The sequence below is a fragment of the uncultured Microbacterium sp. genome, from assembly GCF_963524805.1.
Taxonomy (GTDB): domain Bacteria; phylum Actinomycetota; class Actinomycetes; order Actinomycetales; family Microbacteriaceae; genus Microbacterium.
Genome location: NZ_CAURGG010000013.1, coordinates 34319 through 48506, shown reverse-complemented (window position 1 = coordinate 48506; position 14188 = coordinate 34319). Strand labels below are relative to the sequence as shown.

Sequence of the window (14188 nt, the reverse complement as noted above, 5' to 3'; positions counted from 1 at the left end):
GCCGTGGCCGGTGCCGGCTCGACGGGCGCCTCAGCGGCGGCCGGTGCCGCGTCGACCGGAGAGTCGGCGGGCGCCTCGGCGGCGGCCTGCGCCTGCGGAGCCTCGGCCGCGGCAGCTGCCTCGACCTCGGACGGCGCCTCAGCCTCAGCCTCAGCCTCGACCTCAGCCTGAGGCGCAGCCTCGGCCTCAGCCTGAGGCGCAGCCTCGGCCGCCGGCTCTACAGCCTCGGCCGCAGCGTTCTCCTCAGCGGAGGAGGTGTCGGTGACGCTGTTCTCCGTGGATTCCGGCGCGTCGGTGCGCTCGTCCTCGGTGGCGTCGGTGGTCTGGATCTCGGAGATGGACTCCACGAGTTCTCCCTCGTAAACGTGTGGATGATCTTGACTGCCCGAAGACGTCCGCCACAACGGCCGTCAGCCCGCGCCGCGCTTCAGCAGACGTCATGACTTGTGAAGGCGGGGGGTCGTGCAGGTGTTCGCAGAATGCGATGGGAGGCCAGATTCACGCAGCTACGTGGAACCCTCCGTTATGTCCCTCACTGTACCACCCTTGAAGTCGACGGCCAGCATCAGCGCCTCCCAGGGAGTGTCCGTCGCACGCGCCGCGAGCTCGGCAGCTTCGAGCCGCCGGCCGGGTCCGTCCGCGAGCACGAGCACACTGGGTCCGGCCCCGGAGACCACGGCCGCGAAGCGTCCGCCGCGCAGTGTCTGCACGAGCCGATCGGTCTCGGGCATCGCCTGGGCCCGGTAGCTCTGGTGCAGTTTGTCCTCGGTCGCGGCGAGCATGAGCTCGGGACTCTGGGTGAGCGCGGCGATCAGCAGCGCCGAGCGCGAGACGTTGAACACCGCGTCCTCGCGAGGCACCTGCAGCGGCTGGAGGCTGCGCGCGACGCTCGTGGACATCGTGTGCTCGGGAACGAACACGAGGGGTGAGACGCCCCGGTGAACGAGAAGCTTCTTGTGCTGCGGGCCGGATTCGTCCACCCACGCGATCGTGAGGCCGCCGAACAGCGCCGGCGCGACGTTGTCGGGGTGACCCTCGAGCTCGGTCGCGAGCCGCAGGAGCGTTTCGGGGCCGAGCTCCACGTCGCCGGCGAGCAGTCCCTTCGCCGCCAGAAGCCCCGACACGACGGCGGCCCCGGAGGATCCCAGACCACGGCCGTGCGGGATCACGTTGCGCGCTTCGAGCCGCAGGCCCGGCATCCGCCGGCCGGCCGCCTCGAACGCATAGGCGATCGCGCGCACCACGAGGTTCGACGAATCGCGCGGGACGGAATCCGCTCCTTCGCCGGTCACGAGGACCTCGACGCGGTCCTCATCCAGTGCCGTGACGACGAGTTCGTCGTACACGCTCAGCGCGAGGCCGAGCGTGTCGAAGCCCGGACCGAGGTTCGCGCTGGTCGCGGGCACCCGGACCGCGACGGCGCGAGCCCGATCGGGCCCCGCGGCTTCGATCACGTCGCGACCAGGCCGAGCACGGATGCCACATCCGAGGTCGTCGCGTCGACGACAGTGGGCTCGACCTGCGTGCCGTCCGCGTTGCGCAGCGCCCACTGCGGGTCCTTCAGGCCGTGCCCCGTCACGGTGAGCACGACGCGCACGCCGCGGGGGACGATTCCGGCCTCGACGCGGTCGAGGAGGCCGGCGACGCTGATCGCCGATGCGGGCTCGACGAAGATGCCGACCTCGCCCGCGAGGAGCTTCTGCGCCGCGAGGATGCGCTCGTCGTCGATCGCACCGAAGTACCCGTCGGTCGCGTCGCGTGCCTCGAGGGCGAGCTCCCACGAGGCCGGGTTGCCGATGCGGATGGCGCTGGCGATCGTGTCGGGGTTCCTGACGATCTCGCCGCGCACGAGCGGGGCGCTGCCCTCGGCCTGGAACCCGAACATGCGCGGGATCGTCGTGGACACGCCGGAGTCCGCCTCCTCGCGGTAGCCGCGCGTGTAGGCGGTGTAGTTGCCCGCGTTGCCGACGGGGATGAAGTGGAAGTCGGGCGCGTCGCCGAGCTGCTCGACGACCTCGTACGCCGCGGTCTTCTGGCCGTCGATGCGGTCGGGGTTGACCGAGTTGACCAGGTGGACCGGATACTGGTCGGCGAGCTCCCGCGCGATCTCGAGGCAGTCGTCGAAGTTTCCGCGGATCTGGATGAGCTGACCGTTGTGCGCGACCGCCTGGCTGAGCTTGCCCATCGCGATCTTGCCCTCGGGAACGAGGACGGCCGCGGTGATGCCGGCGTGGGCGGCGTACGCGGCAGCCGAGGCCGACGTGTTGCCCGTCGACGCGCAGATGACCGCCTTGGCCCCGTGCTCGATCGCGCGGGACACCGCGACGGTCATGCCGCGATCCTTGAAGGACCCGGTGGGGTTCATGCCCTCGAACTTGACCCACACATCGGTGCCCGTGCGGTGCGAGAGGGCGGGTGCCGGAAGAAGCGGGGTGCCGCCCTCGCCGAGGGTGACGACGGTCGATGCGTCGGTCACTCCGAGGCGATCGGCGTATTCGCGCAGGACTCCGCGCCAAACGTGTGCCATGGTCAATCTCCTTCTACGCGCAGCACCGAGACGACCCGTTCGACCACGCCGCTGGCGGCGAGTCGATCCACGGTGTCGCTGAGGTCCTGCTCACGGGCTTTGTGGGTGCCGATCACGAGGCGAGCCACCGGGACCCCGAGGGCGGGATCCTCGATCACGGTCTGCTCGACGGTCGCGATGGAGACGCGGCCGTCGCTCAGGATGCCGGCCACCGTCGCGAGCACGCCGGGCTGGTCGTCGACCTCGAGCGTGATCTGGTAGCGGGTCGTGACCCGCCCGATCGGGACGATGGGGAGGTTCGCCCGGGTGGACTCGCCGACCCCGACGCCGCCGGCGATGTGGCGGCGGGCCGCTGAGACGACATCGCCCAGCACCGCCGACGCGGTCTGCACGCCGCCGGCTCCCGCTCCGTAGAACATCAGGTTGCCGGCCGCTTCGGCCTCGACGAACACCGCGTTGTTCGCGCCGTGCACGCTCGCGAGCGGATGGTCGCGATGGATGAGCGCCGGGTACACGCGCACCGAGATGGACTCGGGGGTGTCGTCCGCTTCCGCCGCGAGCCGCTCGCACACGGCGAGGAGCTTGATGACGTAGCCGGCGTGGCGGGCGGCGTCGATCGCGGTCTTGTCGATCGAGCTGATGCCCTCGCGGTGCACCGAATCCAGGGGCACCGTCGTGTGGAACGCCAGGCTCGCGAGGATCGCGGCCTTCTGCGCGGCGTCGAAGCCCTCGACATCCGCCGTCGGGTCCGCCTCGGCGTATCCGAGGTCCTGCGCCTGGGCGAGCACGTCGCCGAACTCGGCCCCCTCGGTGTCCATGCGATCGAGGATGTAGTTCGTCGTGCCGTTGACGATGCCCATGATCCGGCGCACGCGGTCGCCGGCGAGGGAGTCGCGCAGGGGCCGGATGATGGGGATGGCGCCGGCGGCCGCCGCCTCGTAGTAGACCTGCGCTCCGACCTGGTCGGCGGCGTCGAAGATCTCAGGCCCATGGGTCGCCAGCAGCGCCTTGTTGGCGGTCACCACATCCGCCCCGGAGTTGATCGCCTGGAGGAGATACGTCTTGGCCGGCTCGATGCCGCCCATGAGCTCGATGACGATGTCCGCTCCGACGATGAGGGATTCGGCATCCGTCGTGAAGAGCTCGCGCGGCAGGTCGGCCTCCCGCGGCGCGTCGAGGTCGCGGACGGCGATCCCGACGAGCTCGAGAGCGGCCCCGGCGCGGTCGGCGAGTTCGTCCCCGTGCTTCAGCAGCAGCGCGGCGACCTGCGAGCCCACGGCTCCAGCGCCCAGCAGCGCCACTCTCAGGCGGCGGTAGTCGATCATTCGGCTCCCTCGATTGTCTGGGCAGAAGTCCTCGGCACAGCCCGACGATCGTCCAGGCCGGCATCCTGGGCCAGCAGGTCGTCGATGCCGACGCCGCGCACGATCACACGGGCCCGCCCGTCGCGCACCGCCACGACGGGCGGACGCGGCACGTAGTTGTAGGTGTTCGCGAGCGAGAAGCAGTAGGCGCCCGTCGCGGCGACAGCGAGCAGATCGCCCGGCGCGACATCTCCGGGCAGGTACTCCGCGTCGACCACGACGTCGCCCGACTCGCAGTGCTTGCCGACGACGCGGACCAGGGCCGGGGCGTCGTCGCTCGTGCGCGAGGCGATGCGGGCCGAGTAGTCGGCGCCGTACAAGGCGGGCCGGGCGTTGTCGCTCATGCCGCCGTCGACGCTCACGTACAGGCGCTGGGCTCCGCCCTCGAGCTCGACCGGCTTGGTCGTGCCCACTTCGTAGAGGGTGACACCGGCGCGGCCGACGATGGCACGGCCGGGTTCGAACGCGAGATTCGGCATCGGGATGCCGCGCGCCGCGCACTCGTCGGCGACAGCCGTGACGATGCCCGTCGCCAGTTCGTCGATCGGCGTGGGGTCATCCGCCGACGTGTAGGCGATGCCGAACCCGCCGCCCAGGTTGAGCACGGGGATCTCGCCGCCCTCGAGCAGCCCGGCGTGGAGGGCGACGGTCCGGGCGGCCGATTCGCGGAATCCGGCGGTGCCGAAGATCTGCGAGCCGATGTGGCAGTGCAGGCCGACGAAGCGCAGCCCCGCCGTCTCCCGGATGCGCGCGACCACCGCGGGAGCCTGCTCGAGCGTGAAGCCGAACTTCTGGTCCTCGTGGGCGGTGGCGAGGAAGTCATGGGTCTCGGCGTGCACCCCGCTGTTCACGCGGACCAGCACGGCCTGCGTGGCCCCGGCGCGTTCGACGATCGCCGTGAGCCGGTCCAGCTCCGCCCAGCTGTCGATCACGATCGACCCGACGCCGACGCCGACGGCGTTCTCGAGTTCGACGACGCTCTTGTTGTTGCCGTGGAAGCCGAGGCGGGCGGGGTCCGCGCCCGCAGCCAGGGCGACAGCCAGTTCGCCGCCCGTGCAGACGTCGACCGCCAGGCCCTCGGAGGTGACCCAGCGCACAACCTCGGAGCACAGGAACGCCTTGCCGGCGTAATAAACGCGCGCCTGGACGCCATGGGGTTCGACGGCCGCGCGGAAGGCCGCGAGGGCTCCGCGGGCATGGGCTCTGACCTCGTCCTCATCGATGACGTACAGCGGAGTGCCGAACTCGTGACGCAGCTGCGACGCGGACACTCCCGCGATGGACAGCACGCCGTCGTCGTCGCGATCCGCCGATGCCGGCCACACGCCTGCGGCGAGCGCGTTCGCATCGTCCGGGGGCAGGAGCCAGTCCGGGGCGAGCGAGGTGGAGGCGGACAACTCGGACCAATCGTGGAATGGGTGCTTCGACGCGACTGCTGCGGGCGTGGCCTGGGCGAAGCGCGGGTGCCGCGGCAGCGGTGCACTCACGCGCCGAGCGGTCCCCAGAAGTCTAGGGCACGGCATATGCCGTACCGCGATGCGGCGCCGGCGGTCACTCGCAGGTGCCCACTTCCTGCAGCGCCGGATCCGTGACGATCGCGGGCGAGATGTCCAGGTCGGCGACGACCTCGTCACCGGTGACCTCGATGGCGGTGAGCGTGGCCCCGGCCGGAATGTACTGGGCGATGCAGACCGTCCAGTCCCGCAGCACGGTGTCGGCCAGCCCTCCGAACCGGGTCTTCAGGTCGGCCGCCGAGATGTCGGTCCCGGCGAGCTGGACCGAGGCCGGGGTCAGCACGATGTCGCCCTCAGCCGCGCTCGGCGTGAGCGCGACGCCGACCGGAAGGGTGATGCCGAACAGGCTGAGCTCGCTCGAGAACGCGAGGTTCGGGGCCGCCAGTCCCAGGGATTCCACCGGGAAGTTCTGCACGGTCGAGAGCAGGGTGCGCAGCTGCTCCTCGTCGAGGACCACCGTCGCCGTGGCGGTTCCCCCGCCGGATTCTCCGCGGATGGCGATGTCCTGAGCGTGGACGGTGACATCGCCTGCGAACGACTGCAGCTGCACGTCGTCGGAGGCGATGGTGACATCCTGCAGCGTGCCGACGATCAGCTGCGGGAGCACGGCGCCCTTGACCACGACATCCACCTGCTGGTCGGCCGGCAGGGCGAGCTGCGTGATGACCTGTTCACGGATCGTCTTGGTCACGACATCCCGCGCGATCCACTCCCCCGCGAACCAGGCGCCGACAGCAAGGCCCGCCACGACGACGAGCGCGACGATCCACGGCCAGACGCGGCGGCGCTTCCGCGGGGAACGCGTGTCGGCAGCGGGCGGCAGCGGCTGCGTCGGCTGGGTCTCGCTCGTGGTCATCGCGTCCTACATCCGTTCGGGCGCGTCCACGCCGAGGAGGTCGAGCCCATTGCGCAGCACCTGACCGGTCGCGTCGTTGAGCCACAGGCGGGTGCGGTGCACGTCGCCGATCGGTTCGTCGCCGAGCGGGATCACCCGGCAGTTGTCGTACCAGCGGTGGTAGAGCCCGGCGAGCTCTTCGAGGTAGCGCGCCACCCGGTGCGGCTCGCGCACTTCGGCCGCGAACGCGACGATGCGGGGGAACTCCTGCAGTGCCCCCAGCAGCGCCGACTCGGTTTCATGGGCGAGCAGCTCCGGGGCGAAGGCGCTGCGATCGACGCCGGATGCCTCGGCGTTGCGCCCCACGTTGTGGGTGCGCGCGTGGGCGTACTGCACGTAGAAGACCGGATTGTCGTTCGTGCGCTTGCGCAGCAGCTCCGGGTCCAGGGTGAGCGGCGAGTCAGCGGGATAGCGCGCGAGCGAGTAGCGCAGCGCGTCCGTGCCGAGCCACTCGCGCAGGTCGTCCATCTCGATGATGTTGCCCGCACGCTTGGAAAGCCGGGCGCCGTTGATGGAGACGAGCTGCCCGATGAGCACCTCGATGTCCTTTTCCGGGTCGTCGCCCGCGGCCCCGGCGAGGGCCTTCAGCCGGTGCACGTATCCGTGGTGGTCCGCGCCCAGGAGGTAGATCTTGTGCGCGAATCCGCGGTCGCCCTTGTTGAGGTAGTAGGCGGCGTCGGCGGCGAAGTAGGTGTACTCGCCGTTCGAGCGCCGGATCACCCGGTCCTTGTCGTCGCCGAAGTCGGTGGTGCGCACCCACACGGCGCCGTCGTCGTCGAAGACGTGACCCTGCGCCCGCAGTCGGTCGACGGCCTCGTCGACCAGGCTCGGCTCACCGTCCGAACCGGCGGCGTGCAGTGTGCGCTCGGAGAACCAGACGTCGAAGTGCACATGGAACTTCGCGAGCGAGGCCTGCAGCTCTCCGAGCTGGAAGTCGTAGGCCAGATCGCGCGCGGCGATCAGCTGGGCGTCCGCATCCCGTTCGAGAAGATCGGGAGCCGCCTCCGACACGCGCCGCGCGAGGTCTTGGATGTACGAACCGGCGTAGCCGTCCTCCGGCGTCGGTTCGCCCTTGACCGCAGCCAGGACCGTGCGGCCGAACCGCTCCATCTGCGCGCCGGCGTCGTTGATGTAGAACTCGCGGGCGACGGTCGCGCCGCTTGCCGACAGCAGCCGCGCGATCGAGTCGCCCAGCGCCGCCCAGCGCGTGTGACCGATGTGCAGCGGTCCGGTCGGGTTCGCGCTGACGAACTCCACATTGATCGAGTTGCCGCGCTGCGATTCGTTCGTGCCGAAAGCCGCACCCGCCTCGACGATGGTCTTCGCCAGGGAGCCTGCGGCGGCGGCATCCAGCCTGATGTTGATGAAGCCGGGTCCGGCGACCTCCACGCTCGCGACACCCGGCGTCGCCTCGAGTCCCTTCGCGATCTCGACGGCGAGCTCGCGCGGATTCGCTCCGACGACCTTGGCGAGCTTGAGCGCGGCGTTCGAGGACCAGTCGCCGTGGTCACGGTTCCTGGGCCGCTCCACGGGCAGATCCGACACGGAGAGCTCTGCCGTCGATCCCTCGCGTCGCGCCTCGGCGAGAGGCGTCACGACGGCGAGCAGGGCGGCGGAGAGTTCTTCGGGATTCATAACCGCACCAGTCTACGTTTGCAGACCTGGCGGACCCGTTCTCAGGCCAGCTGGATCAGCGTCGTGAAGTCGTCGGCTGCGGGGTCGGATGCCGAGTCCCCCTCGTTCACGGCGCGCTCGAGCGCGTCGGGCCGGCCATCTCCCTCGAGCCCATCCTCCGAGGCGGCGTCGGGCATGACCCAGGCGTCCACGCGCATGTGCGACAGGCCGACGTGCCCGCCGTGGTAGCTGAGGAACGCGCAGTCGGCGGCGTCCCGGCCCGTGGCGATGCGCACGAGTGAGCGGCGGTTCGCCAAGCGCGTCGCGTCGATGACGTACCAGGCGCCGTCGTGGTAGGCCTCCGCGACCGCGTGGAAGTCCATCGGCTGAAGGCCGGGGGCGTAGCACGCGGCGTAGCGGGCCGGCATGTCCATCGCGCGCAGCAGCGAGATGACGACATGCGCGTAGTCGCGGCAGACGCCCTGGCCGGTCATGAGGGTCGTGACCGCGCTGTCGGTGCCCTGACTCAGGCCCGGGGTGTAGGTGGTGCTGGTCGCGACGAACTCCGACACCGCCTCGATGAGCTCGTGGCCCTGAAGACCGCGGAACTGGCGGCGCGCCTGACCGAAGACTTCGTCGGACTGGCAGTACCGGCTCGGACGCAGGTAGGTGATCGCCTCGAGGTCGCTCGTGCGGCCGCTCGTGGTCTGGCCGTCGACGGTGGCCTCGTACCGCACCTCGAGCCTGCCGGCCTCGCCGGTCAGGCGGTGCAGACGGCTTCCGGACTGGTCGACGATCTCCGTCGGGGTGTAGACGCGCTCGCCCTGGGTGAAGGTCAGTTCCTCGCTCACGATCGGCACGTGCTGGGCCGCGGCGACCTGGAAGATGAGGTCGACGGAAGACCCCAGTTCGAGGTCCAGTTCGGCGGTCACGACGCGTTGCACCGAAGTATCCTCGCACGCGCGATCGGGTGCCGATCTCCACGCCGCGGCCGCGCATTCGGTGCACGGGAAAAGTTCGCTTACCCTCGGACCGTGACCGCACCCGAGACCGCACCCCCGAGCGCGCCCGTGCGGTCGCGCCGGGGTCGCCGCTTCTGGCCTCTCGCGATCGCGGCTCTGGCGATCGCGGCGGTGTGCGCACTGGCGGCGATACGGCCGTGGGCAGTGCCCCCGGCGCCCGTCGCGGCCGTGGCGCAGGATGCCGCTCCCGCCGTGATCGCACCCACGGCGCTCGCCCTGCCGGATGCGCCGCAGGTGCTGATCTTCGGCGACTCGTGGACGTACGGGTCGGCGGCGGCCCTGCCGACCCTCGGCTATGCGTACGTGATCGGACAGCGTCTGGGGTGGCAGACCACGGTGGACGGAGTGCGGGGCAGCGGCTACCTCAAGCCGGGCCTCGACGGCGGCTCGTACGGCGACCGCATCACCGCCCTGGATCCCGCGCTGGAACCGGATCTGATCATCATCGAGGGATCCATCAACGACCGGCGGCTGCCTGCCACCGGCTATCGCGACGCCGTGACCGCCGCGTGGGACGCCCTGGCCGCGCTCTACCCGTCGGCATCCATCGTCGTGCTCGGGCCGGCGCCCCAGGTGCTGCCCGTCGAGGAGGCGACCGCGCGCATCGACGCGGACCTGTCCGCTCTGGCCGCCGCCCGCGGCTGGTGGTACATCTCCCCGATCGGCGAGGGGTGGATCACTCCGGAGAACTACGCCGGTGTCATCGACACGGCCATCGGCCGCTACCACCCCTCGACCGCCGGTCACGCGTATCTCGCGAGCCGGCTGGCGGAGGCCCTGGCTCCCCTGAGCCAGACCACGACCGTTGTCGCCGACGCCCCGCACGACGGGTCCTCGCCGCTTCCGTGATGCGCAATCGCCCGCCGGAGCGGGTGATAACCTCGATCGGTACGCCTCCGTAGCTCAGGGGATAGAGCGTTGGTTTCCGGTACCAAAGGTCGCTGGTTCGATTCCAGTCGGGGGCACTGACGCTGAGGCCGTCCCGCGAGGGGCGGCCTTCTGCGTCTCCGGCGTCGCTCCCGCAAGCGATCGCGTTCGGGGCGCCGCCCGAAAGTAAGATCGGCCCGGAGCCGAAGCCCCGGGCCGATCATTGGCGATTCTTGGTCTCTGTGTCCCGTTCCCTTGCGGGTCCGTTTCGTTTCCGTTATCGCTTCGCAGGACCAAAGATACTCATCGCCGCAGCCTCGTCAAGGGTTCCTGCGCAAGTCGCTTCACCATGTACGTGAAGGTGAAGATTCCCCGCCCTGTTCGTCCGTCACCCGTGCACGGCGCGAGGGGCGTTCCGCGTACATCGGTGACGGACGAAGAGGGGTCAGAGCAGGAACAGCCCGTCCAGCACGCCGGGGTTGTGCGCGTGCACCAGCACCAGGAACACCACGGCGTCGAAGAGCAGGTGCACCGTGACGACATAGGTCAGCGACCGGGTGCGCTTGAAGATGTACGCCTGCACGAGCGCGAAGGGGATCGTCAGCAGCGGACCCCACGCCTGGTATCCGAGCTCCCACAGGAACGAGACGAACACCGTCGCCTGGAGCAGGTTCGCCTGCCAGTCGGGGAAGTGCCGCCGCAGCAGCGTGAAGACGATGCAGATGAAGAACAGCTCGTCCCAGATGCCGACGGCGCCCACGCCGACGAACAGGCGCGCGATCAGCTCCGGCGTGTTCACGACGGGCCAGTTCATGTACACCCCGGAGGTGATGAAGTAGAACGGCAGGATCAGCCAGCCCAGTGCGAGCACGGCGAACAGCCAGGTCCACTGGAACGCGGTCCAGCGCCCGCCGCCGCGCCACGGGAAGCGGATCGCATGATCGCGGTACACGAACCGTGACACGACGTACGGAACGACCACCGCACCGCCGAGCGCGAGGGTGAAGCGCAGGAACGCCAGGTTGTCCAGTTCGGCTTTCAGGTCGATGGTGCTGACGATGAGCAGCCCGACCGTGATGAGCGAAAGATCGCGGACGAGGCTGGGGGTGCGGATCGCGACAGCGCCGGGTGCCGCGCTCACCGACGCGCGCGCCGCCTGCGCCTCGGCATCCGTGCGTCCGCGCACCATCCAGGCCACGAGCATCCCGGCCGCCAGCAGCGCCCACGCCAGCCACGGCAGCCGCAGGACGAAGAACGCAGGAGCGGCCAGGCAGACGAGCAGGGCAGGAACCAGGCCGATCGAGACCGTCGGGCGGATGCCGAGCACGACGGCGGGATGGGCGGGCACGCTCCTCATTCTGCCGCACCGCCGCGAGCGCCTCGCGGTCGATCGGGGCCGGGTCAGTCGCTCAGCGGATGGGCGATCTCGTCCTGGGGCATGCGCGCGGCGAAGATCGCGATGATGCCGAACGCGAGAGTCAGCACACCGGCTGCCGTGAAGATCACCTGCAGCGACAGCACTTCCGAGAGCGGCCCGGCGAGCGCCATCGACAGCGGCATCAGGGCGAGAGAGACGAAGAAGTCCAGGCTCGAGACGCGACCGAGCATGTGCCGCGGAACGCGCCGCTGCAGGAGCGTGCCCCAGATGACGTTCCCGTAGCTGAACCCGAATCCGATCACGAACATCGACGCCAGCAGCATCCAGTACTGGTCGGTGAACCCCACGACGATGAACGGCAGCGTGCTGAGTCCCCACACGAGGTTCATCGTCGTCAGGTAGCGCCGTGGCAGCTTGCGGGAGGACACGAAGATCGACCCGAGCACTCCCCCGGCCCCGTACACGGCCAGCAGGAACCCGAACAGTCGCGGATCATCGCCGATCCTGGCGCGGATGAGGAACGGCAGCAGCACCTCCTCCGGGCCCACCGCGACCAGCACCCAGAGGGTCGCGTACAGCAGCGTCCACAGCAGCCACGGCGTGCGCACGGTGAAAAGGACCGCCTCGCGCAGGTCGTGGAAAACCGTCCGCGTGGATGCGTCGGCATGCTCGGCACCGGCGCTCTCGGGCTCGGGTCGGAGGAACAGCAGGATCACGAATGCCGCCCCGTGCGCGATCGCGATCACGATCGCCGCGTGCGCCGGGATCAGAGCCGCCACCAGCAGCCCCGCGACGGCCGGACCGGCGGCCTGCTGAAGGCCGGGCCGGATGGCTCCCTCCAGGCCGTTCGCGGCGAGCAGCTGCTCGGGCGGCAGGATGCGCGGCAGGATCGCGCTGTAGGCGGGGAAGAAGAATCCGGCACCCGCGCCGAGCACGAAGGCGACGATGGCAAGCTGCGGGATGCCGAGGCGACCGGTCGCTCCCACCACGACGACCGACGTGATCGCGAGGAAGTCGGTGAGCGAGACCGCCCGCACGATCAGCCGACGCGACACGCGGTCGGCGACGATGCCGCCGGGGATCGCGCACAGCAGCAGTCCCGTCGCGTTCGAGGCCGCGACCAGGGAGAGCTCCAGCGGCCCCCCGCCCGCGCCGATCACGGCGTAGACCATCACGACGGCCCACATGCCGGCGGCGAAGATCGACAGGACCACGGCGCTGAACAGCGCCCGGAAGTCGCGGTGCGCGAGCGGCCGCAGCAGCCGGAGACGATCGGGATCGCCCGGCGTCGCGACCTCCGGCTCGGTCATCCTCGGTCGCGCCGCTCGTACGTCAGATCGCGGATGGCGCGGCCGGCGCGCGCGCCCTTGCGCTCGAAAGCCGTGAGCACGCGCCCCTCGAACCGCTCGGCCCACGGTCCCTGGAACGATCGCGCGAACTCGGGCGCGGCATCCAGCACCTCGCGCATCTGGCGCGCGTACTGCTCCCAATCGGTGGCCAGACGCAGCACACCCCCGTCACGCACCGCCTGTGCCGCGATCGTCGCGAACTCGGGGGTCAGCAGCCGCCGCTTGGTGTGCTTGTTCTTGTGCCACGGATCGGGGAAGAACACCCACAGCTCGTCGATGGATGCCGGAGGCAGCAGGTGCTCGAGCACCTCGGGCGCGTTCGCCTCGACGAGCCGCAGGTTCTCGAGCCCCGCACGCTCCGCACCCAGCATCGTGCGCGCGAGGCCGGCGGTGAAGACCTCGACGGCGAGGAAGTTCGTCTCCGGCCGAGCAGTGGCCGCGTGGATCATGGCGTGGCCCTGTCCGGATCCGATCTCGACGATCAGCGGGGCGTCCCGGCCCCAGACCTCGCGGAGCGTCACCGCGGCGCCCGGACGCACACTCGTGGCCGCCTCGTCACGGGGCGCTTCCAGCACATATCGGGGCGCCAGGTCGCTCCATGCGCGCTCCTGCCCGTCGGTCATCCGCCCGTTGCGGCGGACGAAGGACACGGGGCGATCGCGGAAGGCAGCGGGTTCGGACACCCCTCCAGGCTAACGAGCGGGCCCCTCACGACCGCCGCCCTCGCTGGATGCTGGCTCAGTCGGCGACGAAGTCGATGAGTTCCTCGACCCGCCCGAGGAGCGCGGGATCCAGATCCCGGTAGCTCGAGACGCGGGCCAGGATGCGCTGCCAGGCGCGGGCGAGATCCGCCGGCGTCTCGGCGGGCCAGCCGAGCGCGCGACACGTGCCGACCTTGATGTCGGTGCCGCGCGGCACGTCCGGCCACCGCGCGATACCCATCGCCTTCGGCGTGACGCACTGCCAGACGTCGACGTACGGGTGCCCCACGATGCGGATGTGCCGCCCGTGCGGACCGCGCTCGATCGCCTCGGCGATCCGGGTCTCCTTCGAGCCGGGCACCAGATGGTCCACCAGCACGCCGTAGCGCCGCTCGGCGGAAGGCGGCTCCGCATCGAGCGCAGCTGGGAGCAGATCGATGCCCTGCAGGAACTCCACGACGACGCCCTCGGCGCGCAGATCGTCCCCCCACACCTTCTCGACCAGTTCGGCGTCGTGCTTGCCCTCCACGAGGATGCGGCTGGCGCGGGCGACACGAGCGCGGGCCTCGGGCGCCGCGAACGATCCGGATGCCGTCCGCTTCGGCGCGCGGGCCGGCGCGGCCGTCGTCACGACCAGGACGACATCGGCACCGTCCACGAGGAAACCCGGCCCGAGCTGGAACAGCCGACGACGACCGACGCGGTCCTCGAGCTCGACCAGCCCCGAGGCGACACCGATCACGGCGCCGCAGTACCCGTCCGCCGCGACCTCGACCACCAGGCCGGGGACTGCCTCGATCCGCGGCACGGTCGGACGCCCCTGCGTGCGCCAGCCGCTTGCGAGCACGTCCGTGCCGTACCGATCATCCATGGCTCCTCCGAGCTCGACACGCTACCCGGCGAGGCGCCTGCGGGCGGTGCGACCCGCCCATGGGCGCGGGCCGCAAAGTCCTACCG

General features: G+C 70.5%; 13 protein-coding genes and 1 tRNA gene. 2 read left to right on the top strand and 12 right to left on the bottom strand.

Annotated elements, in window-relative coordinates:
- From RWQ91_RS16755 to RWQ91_RS16720, 8 genes are all read right to left on the bottom strand, one after another.
- Positions 1 to 347 (bottom strand): hypothetical protein (locus RWQ91_RS16755; RefSeq protein ID WP_314508281.1); only part of this gene is annotated, 347 nt, incomplete at its 3' end.
- A gap of 159 nt (positions 348 to 506) precedes the next feature.
- The gene (thrB, locus tag RWQ91_RS16750; RefSeq protein ID WP_314508279.1) at positions 507 to 1454 is read right to left on the bottom strand and encodes a homoserine kinase; all 948 of its coding nucleotides are present in this window, start codon (positions 1452 to 1454) and stop codon (positions 507 to 509) included.
- Positions 1451 to 2527 (bottom strand): threonine synthase, encoded by a 1077-nt coding sequence (thrC, locus tag RWQ91_RS16745; protein ID WP_314508277.1) that lies wholly within the window; start codon positions 2525 to 2527, stop codon positions 1451 to 1453. Before thrC ends, thrB begins: the two co-directional genes overlap by 4 nt.
- Positions 2528 to 2529: 2 nt before the next feature.
- Positions 2530 to 3852, bottom strand: coding sequence for a homoserine dehydrogenase (locus tag RWQ91_RS16740; protein WP_314508276.1), 1323 nt, complete (start codon positions 3850 to 3852; stop codon positions 2530 to 2532).
- On the bottom strand, positions 3849 to 5288 hold the full coding sequence (gene lysA / locus RWQ91_RS16735) for a diaminopimelate decarboxylase (protein ID WP_314508290.1): 1440 nt from the start codon (positions 5286 to 5288) through the stop codon (positions 3849 to 3851). The genes RWQ91_RS16740 and lysA overlap by 4 nt, the downstream gene beginning before the upstream one ends.
- A 154-nt stretch (positions 5289 to 5442) precedes the next feature.
- Entirely contained in the window at positions 5443 to 6261 is an 819-nt protein-coding gene (locus RWQ91_RS16730; protein WP_314508275.1) for a DUF2993 domain-containing protein, read from the bottom strand.
- A gap of 6 nt (positions 6262 to 6267) precedes the next feature.
- The gene (gene argS, locus RWQ91_RS16725) at positions 6268 to 7935 is read right to left on the bottom strand and encodes an arginine--tRNA ligase (protein ID WP_314508272.1); all 1668 of its coding nucleotides are present in this window, start codon (positions 7933 to 7935) and stop codon (positions 6268 to 6270) included.
- A gap of 41 nt (positions 7936 to 7976) precedes the next feature.
- Positions 7977 to 8858 carry a transglutaminase family protein gene (locus tag RWQ91_RS16720; RefSeq protein WP_314508270.1) on the bottom strand — a complete coding sequence of 294 codons (882 nt, stop codon included), beginning with the start codon at positions 8856 to 8858 and terminating at the stop codon, positions 7977 to 7979.
- 90 nt (positions 8859 to 8948) lie between these two features.
- Between RWQ91_RS16720 and RWQ91_RS16715 the strand changes: the two genes are divergently transcribed.
- Positions 8949 to 9785, top strand: coding sequence for an SGNH/GDSL hydrolase family protein (locus RWQ91_RS16715; RefSeq protein WP_314508268.1), 837 nt, complete (start codon positions 8949 to 8951; stop codon positions 9783 to 9785).
- 43 nt (positions 9786 to 9828) lie between these two features.
- A tRNA-Arg gene (locus RWQ91_RS16710) sits at positions 9829 to 9901 on the top strand.
- A 347-nt stretch (positions 9902 to 10248) separates the two neighbouring features.
- Here RWQ91_RS16710 and RWQ91_RS16705 read toward each other — a convergent pair.
- From RWQ91_RS16705 to RWQ91_RS16690, 4 genes are all read right to left on the bottom strand, one after another.
- Complete coding sequence (locus tag RWQ91_RS16705; RefSeq protein WP_314508266.1) at positions 10249 to 11160, bottom strand: CPBP family intramembrane glutamic endopeptidase; 912 nt, start codon at positions 11158 to 11160, stop codon at positions 10249 to 10251.
- A 44-nt stretch (positions 11161 to 11204) separates the two neighbouring features.
- Positions 11205 to 12491: an MFS transporter gene (locus tag RWQ91_RS16700; protein WP_314508264.1), complete on the bottom strand. Its 1287-nt coding sequence runs from the start codon at positions 12489 to 12491 to the stop codon at positions 11205 to 11207.
- Positions 12488 to 13153 carry a tRNA (guanosine(46)-N7)-methyltransferase TrmB gene (gene trmB, locus RWQ91_RS16695; protein WP_314508289.1) on the bottom strand — a complete coding sequence of 222 codons (666 nt, stop codon included), beginning with the start codon at positions 13151 to 13153 and terminating at the stop codon, positions 12488 to 12490. Before trmB ends, RWQ91_RS16700 begins: the two co-directional genes overlap by 4 nt.
- A 115-nt stretch (positions 13154 to 13268) precedes the next feature.
- Positions 13269 to 14102 (bottom strand): DUF3097 family protein, encoded by an 834-nt coding sequence (locus tag RWQ91_RS16690; RefSeq protein ID WP_314508262.1) that lies wholly within the window; start codon positions 14100 to 14102, stop codon positions 13269 to 13271.
- Positions 14103 to 14188 lie beyond the last annotated feature (86 nt).